This is a genomic window from Sphingomonas sp. (genome assembly GCF_036269755.1).
Taxonomy (GTDB): domain Bacteria; phylum Pseudomonadota; class Alphaproteobacteria; order Sphingomonadales; family Sphingomonadaceae; genus Sphingomonas.
In genome coordinates this window covers 552,508-566,654 of sequence record NZ_DATBDV010000004.1, presented here as the reverse complement: position 1 = coordinate 566,654, position 14,147 = coordinate 552,508, and the positions used below count along the sequence as shown (strand labels likewise).

The following is a 14,147-nucleotide window of genomic DNA, read 5'->3' as shown; positions in this document are numbered from 1 at the left end:
CGACGTGCCGGGTTGGCCAAAACCTAATTGTCGAGTGTATCGAAGAGTTCCTGCATGTCGGCAGGCATTTCGCTTTCGAACGATAAAGCGTTGCTTGTGATCGGGTGGATGAACCCGAGCCGCATGGCATGCAAGGCCTGGCGATGGAAATTCAGGGTTTCCAGAACCTTTCGATGAACCTGTTTTGTTCTACCATAAACCGGGTCGCCGATCAAGGGGTGACCGATCGACGCCATGTGGACTCGGACCTGGTGGGTGCGCCCGGTTTCGAGCCGGCATTCGACCAAAGCGGCGTCGCGAAGCGGACGTAGCTGCCGCCAATGCGTGACCGCGCGCTTGCCCGACGCGACGATCGCGACCTTCTTGCGGTTCTGCGGGCTGCGCGCGAGCGGGGCGTCGATCGTTCCCGAACTTCCCGAAACTCGCCCATAGACGATAGCTTTATAGCGGCGGTCGATCGAATGGTCCGCGAACTGCCTGGCGAGCCCGACATGCGCGCGATCGGTCTTGGCGGCGACCATCAGCCCCGACGTGTCCTTGTCGATGCGATGGACGATCCCCGGCCGCGCGACCCCGCCGATCCCCGACAGCGATCCGCCGCAATGGTGGAGAAGCGCGTTGACCAATGTGCCGTCGAGGTTCCCCGCGGCCGGATGCACCACCAGCCCGGCGGGCTTGTCGATCACGATCAGATGCTCGTCCTCGAACGCGACGACCAGCGGGATTTCCTGTGCTTCGTTGTGCGCCGGGGTCGGGTCGGGGACGGTCACGTTGAACATGTCGCCGGCGGCCGCCTTTTTCGCCGGATCGCGCACTAGCGCGCCATCGCTGCCGCTGACCTGACCAGAGGAGATCAGCGCCTTTAAGCGCTCGCGCGATAGTGTGGGGAGGGCGTCGGCTAGGGCACGGTCGAACCGCCAGCCATCAGCTCCCGCCGAAATCACCGCTTGCAGGATGGAAACCCCCGAGACCATTCGGCTAGTGAAATGGGCATGAGGTTGGAAATTTCAAGGGAAGCGCTTGCGGGGATCCGCCGTGCCGCCGGGGCCGCACACCCGCTGGAGGCATGCGGCCTGCTTTTCGGTGGCGAAGGACTGATCGACGGTTTCGAAACGACTGCGAACGTCGCCGACGATACCAACAAGGGGTTCGAGATCGATCCCGCAGCGTTACTGGCTTCGCTGCGGACGGAGCGGGACGGGGGGGCGCGCCTGATCGGTTATTGGCATTCCCACCCGAGCGGCGATGTCGAGCCGTCGCGACGCGACCTCGACAACGCGCAGGATGATGGCAAGTTGTGGGTGATCATCGCGGGTGACGACGTAGCGGCGTGGCAGGTTCGGCACAGCGAAATTCTCGATCTATGGCGCCCGGGCATCATCCTGCACGACAGCGAGCCGCTCCGCGTCGCGAATTATTTCTCCAGCGGCGCCACAATAAAGGATTTTCGTCACATACCGATGCTGACGGGCGAAATCCGCCATTTGATCCCGCGTGACAAATGCGATGAAGACTTGGTGCCGATGATCGCCGAAGCGGGCTATCCGGCGATTGCCCCGATCCTGGATGCCCTGATGCCGTGGACCGCCGACCCCAATTGGCCGATCGCGAGGCCGTTGATCGACTATCTTGTCACACTAGGCGAACCGATGGTCGAACCGATCCGGCGCGTGCTCCGAGACGATGACGACGGACACAAATTCTTGTGCCTTCGCGAGATGGTGCGCGAGCTTCCGTTCGAGGTGCAGATGAAGCTGCGCGACGATCTCGTCACGCTGGCCGGCATTCCATGCCAAGGCGATTGGGACGTAAGCGTGGATGAGGAGGCGCGAGAGATCCTCGCGGCGTTGGATGAAGTGCGAGGTTAGCCGGTTGCGGGCTGCGCTCTGCTAAGCCACAAGCGCGCAACAACACGAAAGAACCACTCAGCAATGACCATCACCCCGGTCGATTTCGCCAGCCTGCTTTGCTCGCGGCTGTGCCACGACCTTCTCTCGCCGGTGGGCGCGCTCAACAACGGACTCGAACTGCTCGCGGACGAGCACGATCCGGAGATGCGGCAGCGCTGCCTCGATCTGCTCAACGAGAGTGCGCGCGCGTCGGCGAACAAGCTCAAATTCTTTCGCCTCGCGTTCGGCGCCGCGGGCGGCTTTGGCGAGACGGTCGATACGCGTGAAGCGCGCGCGGCGATCGAGGGGCTGTTCGGCGAGAACAATAAGGTCACGTTAGGGTGGATGGTCGAGGAGGGCGCGCTGCCCAAGCCGGCGATTAAGGTATTGCTCAACCTCGCGCTGATCGCGGGCGACGCCTTGGTGCGCGGGGGGCAGCTCGATGTCGGCGCGGAAACCAATGACGGCAAGGTCGAGATCGTTGTCCGCGCAGAGGGGCCGCGGCTCGTGCTCGACCAGGAATTGCGCACGACGCTGACGGGCGAACTGGGCGACGCGCAAGTAACGCCGCGGGGGGCCGCGGCCTATCTCGTCCATTCGCTGGTCAAGGACGGCGACGGCGCCGTCCAGGTCTCGCCGCCCGATTCGCCTATCCTGCTGTTCGGCGTGACGATTCGCGCCGGGTAAACGTCTCCTTTACCGTTATTCGGCCAAGGTCCGTCCGCGCCACATGCCCGGGGACCCATGGACGACCTGCTCCAGGAATTCATTGCCGAAACGCGCGAGACGCTCGATGCGCTCTCGGGCGAGATCGTCGCGTGGGAAATCGAGCCGAAGGACCGGTCGCGGCTCGACGCCATTTTTCGCTTCGTCCACACCGTGAAAGGGAGCTGCGGCTTCCTCGATCTGCCGCGCCTCGCGCGGCTCAGCCATGCAGCCGAAGATGTGCTGGCGGCGGTCAGGAGCGGCGAGCGCACCCCCGACCCGGCGCTCGTCACCGCGGTGCTGGCGATCGTCGACCGCATCGGCGAGATCGTCGAGGCGATCGATTCGGGCGTGGCGCTCGACGATAGCGGCGAGGATCTGCTGATCGCCGCGCTCGACGCCGGCGCCGAAGCCGCGGCACCCGCGGCGCAACAGACGCCGACCAGCCAGCGTGTCGGCCAGCGCAGCGTTCGCCTCTCGACCGAACTGCTCGACCGCATGATGAGCGGCATGTCCGACATGGTGCTCGCGCGCAACGAGCTCGCGCGGCGGATGCGCGACCAGAATGCCGATCCTGCGATCGAAGCGGCGCTCGACCGGCTGTCGCTGACCGTCGCCGAAATGCGCGACACGGTGACGCGGACGCGGATGCAGAAGGTCGACGCGCTGTTCTCCGCACTGCCGCGCATGGTCCGCGACACCGCGGCCGAGGTCGGCAAGTCGGTACAACTTGTCATCGAGGGCGCCGACGTCGAGCTCGATCGTGAAATGATCGAGATGATGCGCGACCCCTTGGTCCACATCATTCGCAACTCGATCGACCACGGCATCGAAAGCGCCGCGCAGCGTCGCGCGGCAGGCAAGCGCGAGACCGGGCGGCTGGTCGTGTCGGCGCGCCAATCGGGCAACCAGATCATCATCGAAATCGCCGACGACGGGCGCGGCATCGACACCGACCGGCTGGTGAAGAAACTCACCGCTACGGGCCAGTCGCGCGGCCGCGATTTGTCGGCGCTGAGCGAGCGCGCCAAGCTCGACCTGATTTTCGAGCCGGGCCTGTCGACCAAGGACGAGGTTACGGCGATCTCCGGCCGCGGCGTCGGAATGGACGTCGTTCGCGCCAATATCGAGCAGATCGGCGGTCGAATCGAGTTGGTCAACGCGCGGGGGCGGGGCTTGCGCATCCTGATCCACGTGCCGCTGACGCTGTCGATCATTCCGGCGATCGTGATCGGCATCGCTGGCCAGCGCTTCGCGGTAACTCGCCAGGCGATCGAGGAGATCGTCCGCGTGGCGGGCGATTCGGTGCGGATCGACCGGCTCGGCGACACCGCCGCGGCGACGGTGCGCGACCGCCGGATGCCGCTGGTCGACCTCGGCGCGTTGCTCGGCATTGCGCAGCCCAACCCCACAGCGGCGGACATGCTCGCGATCATCAGCGCGAGCGGCGGCAGCTTCGCGGTGGCGGTCGATTCGGTGCTCGACCATGAGGAATTGGTGATCAAGCCGGCCGCGCCCGCCGTAATGGCGACGGGAATCTATGCCGGACAGACCTTGCCCGACAGTGGTTCGCCGATGTTGCTGCTCGATTGCGCCGGGATCGCGGCAGAGGCTGGGATCGCGTTCTCGCGCGACGCCGTAGCCGAGGATGAATCGCTGGAGGCGGAGGTAACGGCTGTCGACGCCCTGTTGTTCGAGGATCTCGACGGCCGGCGCCGCGCAGTGCCGCTGGCGATCGTCGATCGAGTCGAGACCGTGCCGGCCGACACCGCGCGCTTCAGCGGCGGGCGGATGCGCTTGCTGATCGAAGGACGGATCGTGCCGCTCGCGGCGCTGGGGGAGATTGCCGGGCGCGCCGAAATCGCGGTGCTGCGGATCAAGGATGGCGATGCGGAGGTCGCCTATGCGATCGCCGAGGCGGTCGACATCGTCGCGATCCCCGCCGAGATCGTTCCCTCGGCGCAGCCTGGGCCGATCCTGGGCGTGGTGACAATCGACGACGAGCAGATCGAGCTGATCGACCCGCAATGGCTGCTCGGGCCCGAAGTCGGCGCCGCCGTTCGGCCGGGAGCGCCATTGTGCCTCATCGAAGGCGAGGCGGACGGGTGGATCGCCACGTTCCTCAAGCCGGTGCTCGAAGCGGCGGGCTATCGAGTCGCGACTTACGCACACGACGACGATCGGCCCGCGGTGATCCTGACCACCGATCCGGCGGCGGCCGAGGACGCGCGCGTGGTGCGGCTGAGCAACGATCGCCGCGACATTGGCGGCGAGGGGCAAGTCTATCGCTACGACCGCGCGGGCCTGCTCGCGGCGGTCGCGCGGCGCGTGGAGGCGGCATGACCGAACAGCTTTTCCTGATCGCGCAAGTCGCGGGCCGCGGCGTCGCGATCGATTCGGCGCAAGTCGAATCGGTGGTCGACATCGGCCACGTCACGCCGACGCCGCGAGTCGCCAGACACATCCGCGGACTCGCCGCTTTGCGCAGCCGAGTCGTGACGGTGGTCGACGCGCACGCCGCGCTCGGGCTGCCGCCGATGGGCATTGCCGGCTCGCGCGCGGTGATCACGGTGATCGACGGCCACCATTATGCTGTGCTGGTCGATTCGCTCCAGGACGTGGCGGCGTTCAGCGCCGCGCCGCTGCCGTCGGGAATCGCGCTCGACGGCGGCTGGCGCCAGGTCGGCTGCGGCCAAGTCGAGCGCGACGGCGAGCCGATCCTGGCGATCGACCTCACCGCTTTGGTCCAGGGGCCGTTGGTCGATGGCGTGGCAGTGAATTAACTTGCCGCTCATGGTTTCGCACTAAGCCGCTGGAACGCGGACGGTAACAGGGTGGTTCGGTGATGAAGACGTGTCTGGTTGTCGATGATTCCAAGGTGATCCGGAAGGTCGCCCGCCACATCCTGGAAACGCTCGACTTCGAGGTCAGCGAAGCCGCCGACGGGCGCGAGGCGCTCGACAGCTGCAAGAGCTCGGTGCCCGACGTGATCCTGCTCGACTGGAACATGCCGGTGATGAGCGGAATGGATTTCCTGCGCGCGCTCCGCGACACCGCGCTCGCCAGCCGGCCCAAGGTGGTGTTCTGCACGACCGAAAACGGCATGGCCTATATCCGCGCGGCGATCGAAGCCGGGGCCGACGAGTATGTCATGAAGCCGTTCGACCGCGAGACGCTCGAAAGTAAGCTCCAAATCGTCGGCATGGCCTGATCCCGGTTCCTTGCCTGGAACCGCCGCGATGGCCAGCCAGCACTCCGATCTCCCCACGCTCGCGGCGCCGCCGTCGGTCCTGATCGTCGACGATTCGGTCGTCGCGCGGGCGGTGATGGCGCGCGCGATCGACGGCGCGGGGCGTTTCCTCGTCGCGGGCGCGGTGCCCGACGTGCGGGCGGCGCAGACGTTCCTCGCCAAGCATCGAGTCGAGGTGATCGTGCTCGACGTCGAGATGCCGGGTGTCGACGGCTTGACCGCGCTCCCCGATCTGATCGCGGCGGGCCGCGGCGCGCGCGTGCTGATCGTCTCGTCCGCGTGCGACGACGGGGCCGCGACCACCGTCCAGGCGCTCGCGCTGGGCGCGGCCGATACCTTGGTCAAGCCGGACGTGGGCGCGTTCGCGGGTCGGTTCGCGGACGTACTCAACGAAAAGCTCGATCGCCTGGTCGCGCCGGATGACGTGGTCATGCCGCGCACCCCGCCGGCGGCCACGGCGCCCGGCAACGATTTCGACATCGTCGCGATCGGCGCTTCGACCGGCGGCATCCACGCGCTCAGCCAATTGCTTCGCATGCTCCCCGCCGATTTCCGGCTGCCGATCCTGATCACGCAGCACCTGCCCGAATCGTTCATGCCCTATTTCGCCGCGCAAGTGGCGGTGCTCGCCGGGCGGCCGTGCGCGGTCGCAGAGAACCATGTCCGCATCCGCCCCGGCCGGATCCTGATCGCGCCGGGACGCGCGCACTTGCGCTGCGTCATGACGGGCGACGGTGCCGCAGTACGGCTGACCGCCGCGCGTGCGCCGAGCGGGTGCCTGCCGTCGGTCGATCCGATGCTCGAATCGGTCGCGGACGCGTTCGGTGCGCGCGCGCTCGGCGTCGTGCTGAGCGGGATGGGTCGGGATGGGGCGATCGGCGCGGCCAAATTGTCTGCCGCGGGCGGCAGCCTGGTCGTGCAGGACCGCGCTTCGTCGGTGATCTGGGGCATGCCCGGCGCGGTCGCCGGGGAGGGCATTGCCAACGCGATCCTCCCGCCCGACGAGATCGGGCAGTTGATAGCGCGGCGTCGTCGTCCGGAATCGGGGCGGCCATCATGCTGAACGCTACGTCTCCTGGCGCCGCCGCCGACTTCATGACCCTGCTCGAGGAACGCACCGGCCAGCGCATGGCGGCGAACCGCAACTGGCGGATCGAGACCGCGCTCAAGCCATTGATGCGCGAGACCGGGCACGACAGCCTCGAATCGCTGGCGGTGGCCTTGCGCCACGATCGTATCGGCAAGCTCGGCGACCGGATCGTCGATGAATTGCTCAATCAGGAAAGCTCGTTCTTCCGCGATTCGACGGTGTTCGACGTCGTTGCCGAGGTGGTGCGCGCAGTACCGGATACGCGCCGCGCGCGGATCTGGTCGGCGGGCTGCTCGACCGGGCAGGAGCCGCTCAGCCTGGCGATGATGTTCGCCGAGCGGCTTGACGACCACATGCCGGAGATCGTCGCGACCGACGTGTCGGAGACTGCGCTGACTCGCGCCAAGGCCGGGCGCTTCACCCAGTTCGAGATTCAGCGCGGGCTGCCGGTCCGCCGCATGATGCAATGGTTCGATTCGATCGACGGCGATTGGGTCGCGCATCCCGGGCTGGTGCGGATGGTGTCGTTCCGCCGTATGAACCTCGTGGCCGATCCGTTGCCGATCGGGCGGTTCGACGTGATCCTGTGCCGCAACGTCCTGCTCTATTTCCCGCTCGACCTGCGCCGCCAGGTGCTCGGCCGGCTGGCCAAGGTGCTTCGCCCCGACGGCGTGCTGGTGCTGGGCGCAGGCGAGACCGTGATCGGGCAGACCGACGCGTTCAAGCCGAGCCAGCGCTATCGCGGCCTATATGAGCCAAACTGGGCCACGGCTGCTGCTGCTTAGGTTTACTTTGTGGCTGGTTCGCCGCAATCCTTCGCACCGTGAGCATCGTCGAGACCCCGTCGCCCAATTTCAACGAGCGGCAGCTGCCGGTGACGATGATCGTGCTGCACTATACGGGCATGGAAAGCGCGGCGGCGGCGCTGGCGCGGCTGTGCGATCCGGCTGCGGAAGTGTCGGCGCACTATCTGGTTGACGAGGACGGCACGGTTCACCGCTTGGTGGCCGAGGACAAGCGCGCCTGGCACGCCGGCAAGTCGCACTGGCGCGGAATCACCGACGTTAATTCGGCGTCGGTCGGGATCGAGCTCGTCAATCCGGGTCACGAATTCGGCTACCGCGATTTCCCCGACGCGCAGATCGACGCGCTGATCTCGCTGTTGGAAGAGATCAAGCAGCGCTACGGCGTCACCCGCGGCAACGTGGTCGGTCATTCGGACATTGCGTGTACGCGCAAGCAGGATCCGGGCGAGCGCTTTCCCTGGGGCCGGCTGGCACGGTTGCGGCTCGCGATGCCGCGCCCGACCAGGAATCTGATCGACCCCTTGTGGAGCGACGCCGGCTTCCTGCTCGCGCTCGAGCGCTTCGGCTACGAAGTCACCGACCAGCTCGCCGCCGTCGTCGCGTTCCAGCGCCGCTTCCGCCCCGAGCTGATCGACGGCGAGATCGACGGCGAGTGCCGTAGCTTGCTGCTCGCGCTGCTGCTTCCCAAACCGCAAGGCGACGCGTAAGGCGCTAGCCGCCAGAGGGTCGGGCGGCCGCGGGTGCGCAAGCACGCGAGGAAAGTCCGGGCTCCGCGGAACGACGGTGGCGGGTAACGCCCGCCGGGGGCGACCCCAGGGAAAGTGCCACAGAGAGCAGGTCGCCGGGCCTGAAGCAGTTTGGGCCCGGTAAGAGTGAAAGGGTGCGGTAAGAGCGCACCGCGCTTCTGGTAACAGCGGCGGCAAGGCAAACCCCACCGGGAGCAAGACCGAATAGGGGCGGCATATGGGCTTCGTTTCAGCTCGTCGCCCGGGTTGGTTGCTGGAGGCGGCGCGCGAGCGTCGTCCTAGAGGAATGGTCGCCCATCCGCTTCGGCGGTGGACAGAACCCGGCTTACAGACCGTCTGGCGCTCGTGCGCCGCGATTAGCGAAAGCTAATCGCGGTTGCTCGTGGCGCGTGGCGTGTCCCGAGCGAGGAACCGAAGGCGCGCAATTTACTTGCGCGCCGCTTCCTTGTGGTAGCAATCCTCGGCACGCCAGCCTAAGTGGCCGCCATGGCGCGCGCTACCCGTTCGGACAATTGGGGATTTCCCCGCTGGGGAGGTTATGGCTCGTCGCGCGAAGCGACGCGGGTGCGGATTTGCGACCGCCATGGCTGTGACGAGAAGGGCGATTGCCCCGCCCCCAAATCCCCCAACAGCCCCGATCGCTGGTACTTCTGCCGCGACCACGCCGCCGAATATAATCGCGGCTGGAATTATTTCGAAGGCCTGACCGCCGAGGAGGCGGCCGAGCGCGAAGCGGAAGAGACTCGCGCCGCCAACGGTTTCGCCGAAGCCAAGCATTACGGCTGGGCGGGGCCGGGCGACGGCAGCCGGTCGCGCGACGAGATGCGCGCGCTCGACGTGCTCGAGCTGGAGGCGGACGCCAGCTTCGACCAGGTGCGGGCGGCGTGGCGCAAGCTAGCCAAGGAGAACCACCCCGATCTTCGCCCCAGCGATACCGAGGCGGCGAAGCGGTTCCAGGCGATCCAGGCGGCGTACGATGTGCTTCGCGTCGCCGAGGACGAGCGGGCGTGGAAACCCACCGCCTAGGCCGTGGACGCCCGGTTCAGGCGCCGCGCCGCGCCATCATCGCCAGATATTCGTCGATCACGGCTTCGTTGACCGGATCCCATTCATAGCGTTCCGCAGCGGCATGTCCGGCAAGACCGGCGCTGCGCCGCAATGCGTCGTCCTGCGCCAGCCGCCCGATCGCGTCGGCATAGGCGTCGACGTCGCGCGGCGGGACCAGGAAGCCGGTGACGCCGTCCTCGACCAGATCGACCGCGCCGGTCGCGCGCGCCGCGACCACCGGCACGCCTGCGGCCATCGCTTCGGCAGTGACGTTGCCGAAGGTTTCGGTGACGCTGGGGTTGAAGAACACGTCCATCGACGCGACCGCGCGGCCGAGCGCATCGCCGCTTTGAAAACCCGTGAACACCGCTTCGGGCACGCGTTCGGCGAACCAGTCGCGCGCTGGGCCTTCGCCGATCACCATCACGCGATGCCGCACCCCGCGCGCCTTGAGCGCGGCGACGACGTCGGCGAAGATGTCGAGCCCCTTTTCGAGCACCAGCCGGCCGAGAAACCCGATCGCGACTTCGTCGTCCTGAATGCCGAGCGAGCGCCGCCATTCGAGACTGCGCGCTTCGGGCCGGAAACGGTGGTGATCGACCCCCCGCGACCAAATCGCGATCGGCTTGGTCACGCCCCAGCTACGGAGCAGCTCGCCGGACGACGGCGCCGGCACGACGATCTGGTCCGCGCGGTTATAGAAGCGCCGCAGCAAGCGAAGCATCAGGGGGACGACAAAGCCGATATGGTAATATTGCGGGTAGGTCTCGAACCGGGTGTGCATCGAAATGAACGAGGCGATATTGTGCCTGCGCGCCCAGGTCAGCGCCCGGTGGCCCAGAATGTCGGGCGCCGAAAGATGGACGATATTGGGCGCGAACGCCTCCAGATCGCGCCGCACTTTCTGGGTCAGGCCGCGCGCCAGCTTGAACTCGTCGCGCCCGCCGGGCATCGGCACCGCAGGCACGCTGACCAGATCGCCGACGGGGGGGAAGGCCGGCGTATCGGTGGTCGGCGAATAGACTCGCACCGTGACCCCACGCGCGAGCAGATGCCCGACGAGCTTGTTCAGAGCCTGGTTCGCGCCATCGCGGACGTAATTATAATTGCCCGAAAACAGCGCGACGCGAAGATCGCCGGGTTGCATGCGCCGCCCATAGCGGGATGGAACGGGCTTGCCTATCTTCCGGCGGAATTTGCGCGGATCCGGCGCGCTCAGGCTGCGGCGTGAAGTTCGGCGAAACCTTCGAAATAGGCGCGGATCGTCGGGTCCTCGATCGGCTGGAGCAACGCGCCGACCACCTCGACCAGCGAGTTGCTCGTCCCCGGCGCACCACCCGCGCGGTAGCCCATGGCCCAATTGCCGAATGCCGGCCGCTTGATCACCTTCTTCGACAGCGTGACGACGGCATGGTGGCGCGTATCGTCCTTGATCCGCGCGAAGATCGTATCGACCGCCGCGTCGGGGCCTTCGAGCGTCTGCAGGAAGCGTTGCCCTCCGACGACGAGCATGCCGGTCACCCCGGCGGCTGCGTTGTTGCGGCGCGCGGTGAGCAGCAGTCCGTCGAGATCGGCGTTGCTCATCGGCGCGCGCGCGGTGCTGATATAGATGATCCGTTGCATGATTCCGTCCGGCAGTTGCGGGACTTCATTAGCCGGGCAAACGCAAAATCTTCGTAAACTGCGCTGGCTTTATCCAACTAATTCCGTGCCTTAATCTGCGTCAATGTTGTCGTCGTTCGTGAACCTGTAACCGGCGCGTGGCGGTCGCGCCGCCGGGTTCCTATCTCGGCGGCGCCACAGCCGAGGACCAATCGATGCCCAACCTTTCTACCTTTCCGACCACGCGCAAATGGCCCGCGCAGAACCCCGACGTGCTGCAATATTACGGCCTGCCGACGCCGAACGGAGTCAAGGTGTCGATCATGCTCGAAGAGACCGCGCTGCCGTACGAGGCGCACCTCGTCGATTTCGCCAGGGACGACCAGAAGGCGCCCGACTTCCTGAGCCTCAACCCCAACGGCAAGATTCCCGCCATCCTCGATCCGAATGGGCCGGACGGGAAGCCGCTGGCGCTGTTCGAAAGCGGTGCGATCCTGCTCTACCTCGCGGACAAGACGGGGAAGTTCCTCCCCGCCGACCCGGCCGCGCGGTGGGAGACGATCGCCTGGCTGATGTGGCAGATGGGCGGGCTGGGGCCGATGTTCGGCCAGCTCGGCTTTTTCAACAAATTCGCGGGCAAGGATTACGAGGATAAGCGCCCGCGCGATCGCTACGTTGCCGAAAGCCAGCGGCTGCTCGACGTGCTCGATGCGCGGCTTGATGGACGCGATTGGATCATGGGTGGCGACTATACGATCGCCGACGTCGCGACCCTGGGTTGGGTGCGCAACCTGATCACCTTCTATGAAGCGCGCGAGATCGTCGCGTTCGACCGCTATTCGAACGTCGCGGCGTGGCTCGACCGCGGACTGGCGCGTCCGGCCGTCCAGCGCGGGCTGACCATTCCGGCGCGACCTTCCTAAAGCCGGGAAACCCTCGCGGCGTTCGCGGGTTGAGCGACTGAACCATCAGGAGCCGAGCCATGACCACGACCGCGCAGCAGGAGAAGTCCACGTCGAGGAGCGAGCAGGGTGGCATGTCCACGCTCGGCGTCGTCGCCAGCGCCGGGGCGGCGGGCGCGGTGCTCGGCGTACTGGCGATGATCGGGCGCAAGGTCGCGGTCCAGGCGCCGACCTATCTCGCGGGCGATTGGGACCAGGCGCTCGCCGCCGAGCACAAGGCGACATTGCTCGTGTTCGACGCGATCCAGGCGACGCCCGACACCGCCAAGGTCAAACGAGCGATGCTGCTCGCCAACCTCAAGCACATGCTCGCAAAGCACGCGCTCGAGGAAGAGAATGCGATCTATCCCGCGCTACGCGACGCCGGGATGGTGGCCGAGGCCGACGAGCTCAATTCGGAGCACGGCTATGTCAAGCAGTATCTCTACGATCTCGAGAACATGCCGAACGATTCTGCGCGCTTCCTCGAGACGATGGCAAAGTTCCGGGCCGATATCGAACAGCACATGCGCGAGGAGGAGGACGATCTGTTCCCCGGCCTCAAGTCGCAACTCTCCGAGGAAAAGAATCGAGCGCTGACCCGGACGATGAACAAGGAAGGGTTCAAGATCGCCTGACCGCGCTGCGATCTCGCAAGTCGTCTGTTCCCCTATCGTTCTTTTTGGGCTAGGCCTTGCCGATGGCCAAACCCCAGAAGCGTTACGTCTGCCAAGCGTGCGGATCGGTCGCCAGCCGGTGGCAGGGGCAGTGCGTCGATTGCAGCGAATGGAACACGCTGGTCGAGGAGGTCGGCGCGGTCGTCACGCCGTTCCAGGCCAAGCATAATCTGCAGGGCGGCGGCCGCGCGATCGCGTTGATCGCGCTCGATGCCGAGGTCGCGTTGCCCGAGCGGATGGCGACCGGCATCGCGGAGCTCGACCGCGCAATGGGCGGCGGGTTCGTGGAAGGGTCGGCGACGTTGATCGGCGGCGACCCGGGGATCGGCAAGTCGACCTTGTTGCTTCAGGCGGCGGCGACGCTGGCGCGGCGCGGCCAGCGCGTGGTGTATGTTTCTGGCGAGGAGGCCGCCGACCAGGTGCGGCTGCGCGCGCGGCGGCTGGGGCTGGGCGACGCGCCGGTCGAACTGGCGGCGGCGACATCGACTCGCGATATCCTGACCACGCTCGGGCAGGGGCGGCCGCCCGCCTTGCTGGTGATCGATTCGATCCAGACGATGCATTCGGACCTGATCGAGGGTGCGCCGGGGACGGTCAGCCAGGTGCGCGCATCGGCGCAGGAGTTGATCCGTTTCGCCAAAGAGCGTGGATCAGCGGTGGTGCTGGTCGGTCACGTGACGAAGGACGGCAGCATCGCGGGCCCGCGCGTGCTCGAGCATATGGTCGATACCGTGCTGAGTTTCGAGGGCGAGCGCAGTCACCAATACCGCATCCTGCGCGCGATCAAGAACCGCTTCGGCGGCACCGATGAGATCGGCGTGTTCTCGATGGAAACCGCCGGGCTGAGCGAGGTCGCCAATCCAAGCGCGCTGTTTCTGACGCATCGCGAGGAAGGGATGACGGGGTCGACCGTGTTCCCGGCGCTCGAGGGCACGCGGCCGGTGCTGGTCGAGGTCCAGGCGCTGGTCGTGCGGTTGGCGTCGGGCGCGACGCCGCGGCGCGCGGTGGTCGGCTGGGATTCGGGGCGGCTGGCGATGATCCTCGCGGTGCTCGAAGCGCGGTGCGGGCTGAGCTTTTCGACCTGCGAAGTCTATCTCAACATTGCCGGCGGCTACCGCGTGCAGGACCCGGCGGCGGACCTGGCGGTCGCGGCGGCGCTGATCTCCGCGCTGAGCGAGCGGCCGGTGCCCGCCGACGCTGTGGCGTTCGGCGAAATCGCGCTGTCGGGAGAGGTGCGCCCCGTCGCGCACGCCGCGCTGCGGATGAAGGAAGCGGCCAAATTGGGGTTCGAACGCGCGATGGGGCCGGCGGGCACCAAGGGCGGCGAGATGCGGGTCAGCGGGTTCCGCACGCTCGGCGCGCTCGTTGACCATATGCTGGGGCGCGGCTAGCCA

The 14,147-nt window shown here is 66.8% G+C and carries 15 protein-coding genes and 1 other RNA gene; 13 read left to right on the top strand and 3 right to left on the bottom strand.

The window, feature by feature from the left end; translation table 11 throughout:
* Positions 1-23: 23 nt before the first annotated feature.
* Positions 24-974 carry an RluA family pseudouridine synthase gene (locus VH326_RS05155; RefSeq protein WP_329630711.1) on the bottom strand — a complete coding sequence of 317 codons (951 nt, stop codon included), beginning with the start codon at positions 972-974 and terminating at the stop codon, positions 24-26.
* An 18-nt stretch (positions 975-992) separates the two neighbouring features.
* On the opposite strand from VH326_RS05155, the gene VH326_RS05150 reads away from it, so the two are divergent.
* The 10 genes from VH326_RS05150 (at position 993) to VH326_RS05105 (ending at position 9,512) form a co-directional block, all read left to right on the top strand.
* The gene (locus tag VH326_RS05150; RefSeq protein ID WP_329630710.1) at positions 993-1,868 is read left to right on the top strand and encodes a DUF5071 domain-containing protein; all 876 of its coding nucleotides are present in this window, start codon (positions 993-995) and stop codon (positions 1,866-1,868) included.
* Between the two features lie 63 nt (positions 1,869-1,931).
* Positions 1,932-2,576: a histidine phosphotransferase family protein gene (locus tag VH326_RS05145; RefSeq protein ID WP_329630709.1), complete on the top strand. Its 645-nt coding sequence runs from the start codon at positions 1,932-1,934 to the stop codon at positions 2,574-2,576.
* A gap of 57 nt (positions 2,577-2,633) precedes the next feature.
* On the top strand, positions 2,634-4,937 hold the full coding sequence (locus VH326_RS05140) for a chemotaxis protein CheA (protein WP_329630708.1): 2,304 nt from the start codon (positions 2,634-2,636) through the stop codon (positions 4,935-4,937).
* Positions 4,934-5,377 (top strand): chemotaxis protein CheW, encoded by a 444-nt coding sequence (locus VH326_RS05135; RefSeq protein ID WP_329630707.1) that lies wholly within the window; start codon positions 4,934-4,936, stop codon positions 5,375-5,377. Before VH326_RS05140 ends, VH326_RS05135 begins: the two co-directional genes overlap by 4 nt.
* A 62-nt stretch (positions 5,378-5,439) precedes the next feature.
* Positions 5,440-5,805 carry a response regulator gene (locus VH326_RS05130; protein ID WP_329630706.1) on the top strand — a complete coding sequence of 122 codons (366 nt, stop codon included), beginning with the start codon at positions 5,440-5,442 and terminating at the stop codon, positions 5,803-5,805.
* Positions 5,806-5,833: 28 nt separating this feature from the next.
* Positions 5,834-6,907 (top strand): chemotaxis protein CheB, encoded by a 1,074-nt coding sequence (locus VH326_RS05125; protein WP_329630705.1) that lies wholly within the window; start codon positions 5,834-5,836, stop codon positions 6,905-6,907.
* Complete coding sequence (locus VH326_RS05120; protein WP_329630704.1) at positions 6,901-7,719, top strand: protein-glutamate O-methyltransferase CheR; 819 nt, start codon at positions 6,901-6,903, stop codon at positions 7,717-7,719. Before VH326_RS05125 ends, VH326_RS05120 begins: the two co-directional genes overlap by 7 nt.
* A gap of 38 nt (positions 7,720-7,757) precedes the next feature.
* Positions 7,758-8,447: an N-acetylmuramoyl-L-alanine amidase gene (locus VH326_RS05115; protein WP_329630703.1), complete on the top strand. Its 690-nt coding sequence runs from the start codon at positions 7,758-7,760 to the stop codon at positions 8,445-8,447.
* An 11-nt stretch (positions 8,448-8,458) separates the two neighbouring features.
* Positions 8,459-8,830: RNase P RNA component class A (gene rnpB / locus VH326_RS05110), an RNA gene on the top strand.
* 142 nt (positions 8,831-8,972) lie between these two features.
* Positions 8,973-9,512, top strand: coding sequence for a J domain-containing protein (locus VH326_RS05105; RefSeq protein ID WP_329630702.1), 540 nt, complete (start codon positions 8,973-8,975; stop codon positions 9,510-9,512).
* A 16-nt stretch (positions 9,513-9,528) separates the two neighbouring features.
* Here VH326_RS05105 and VH326_RS05100 read toward each other — a convergent pair whose 3' ends face one another.
* Both VH326_RS05100 and VH326_RS05095 read right to left on the bottom strand, forming a co-directional pair.
* The gene (locus VH326_RS05100; RefSeq protein WP_329630701.1) at positions 9,529-10,680 is read right to left on the bottom strand and encodes a glycosyltransferase family 1 protein; all 1,152 of its coding nucleotides are present in this window, start codon (positions 10,678-10,680) and stop codon (positions 9,529-9,531) included.
* A gap of 68 nt (positions 10,681-10,748) precedes the next feature.
* Positions 10,749-11,156, bottom strand: coding sequence for a BLUF domain-containing protein (locus tag VH326_RS05095; protein ID WP_329630700.1), 408 nt, complete (start codon positions 11,154-11,156; stop codon positions 10,749-10,751).
* Between the two features lie 194 nt (positions 11,157-11,350).
* Here VH326_RS05095 and VH326_RS05090 point away from each other — a divergent pair, with 194 nt between their 5' ends.
* The 3 genes from VH326_RS05090 (at position 11,351) to radA (ending at position 14,144) form a co-directional block, all read left to right on the top strand.
* Positions 11,351-12,058 (top strand): glutathione S-transferase N-terminal domain-containing protein, encoded by a 708-nt coding sequence (locus VH326_RS05090; protein WP_329630699.1) that lies wholly within the window; start codon positions 11,351-11,353, stop codon positions 12,056-12,058.
* Positions 12,059-12,117: 59 nt separating this feature from the next.
* Positions 12,118-12,714 (top strand): hemerythrin domain-containing protein, encoded by a 597-nt coding sequence (locus VH326_RS05085; RefSeq protein ID WP_329630698.1) that lies wholly within the window; start codon positions 12,118-12,120, stop codon positions 12,712-12,714.
* Positions 12,715-12,776: 62 nt separating this feature from the next.
* Entirely contained in the window at positions 12,777-14,144 is a 1,368-nt protein-coding gene (radA, locus tag VH326_RS05080; RefSeq protein ID WP_329630697.1) for a DNA repair protein RadA, read from the top strand.
* The last annotated feature ends 3 nt before the right edge of the window (positions 14,145-14,147 follow it).